This is a genomic window from Streptomyces beijiangensis (genome assembly GCF_017315755.1).
Taxonomy (GTDB): Bacteria; Actinomycetota; Actinomycetes; order Streptomycetales; family Streptomycetaceae; genus Streptomyces; species Streptomyces beijiangensis.
Window position 1 is genome coordinate 1 of the sequence record NZ_JAFLRJ010001048.1, and the last position, 476, is coordinate 476.

Annotated in this window: 1 protein-coding gene; it reads left to right on the plus strand. The window is 66.4% G+C overall.

Features of this window, described 5'->3' with window-relative positions:
• Positions 1 to 228, plus strand: a 228-nt coding sequence (locus J0695_RS40485; protein ID WP_206969795.1) for a WS/DGAT domain-containing protein, incomplete at its 5' end; no start/stop codon positions are given.
• Positions 229 to 476: the final 248 nt, after the last annotated feature.

Genomic DNA, 476 nt, shown 5'->3' on the forward strand with positions numbered 1-476 from the left:
CCGCTGCCTCGCTCGAAGCTCTCCCTGGCCGGCAGCCCGCTGCGGGAGATCTACCCGATGGCGCCGCTGGCGCGCGGGCAGGCACTCGCCGTCGCGCTGTCGACCTACGGCGGACAGGTGCATGTGGGGCTGGTCGCCGACGGCAAGGCGGTCCCGGATGCGGACCGGCTGGCCGAGTGTGTGAAGGAGGAGCTGGCGGAATTGCTCGCAGAGGTGTTGACGCACTGAAGTGATCCGATGAATATTCGTCGCATGCGGCGGAACATGATCGGACACAGCGGGGTCGAAGTCACCGAACTCTCCTTCGGGGCGGCCGGAATCGGCAATCTCTTCAGCCAGGTCGACGACGAGGCCGCCCCGAAGGAGAGTTCGGTGACTTCGACCCCGCTGTGTCCTCACTTCAGTGCGTCAACACCTCTGCGAGCAATTCCGCCAGCTCCTCCTTCACACACTCGGCCAGCCGGTCCGCATCCGGG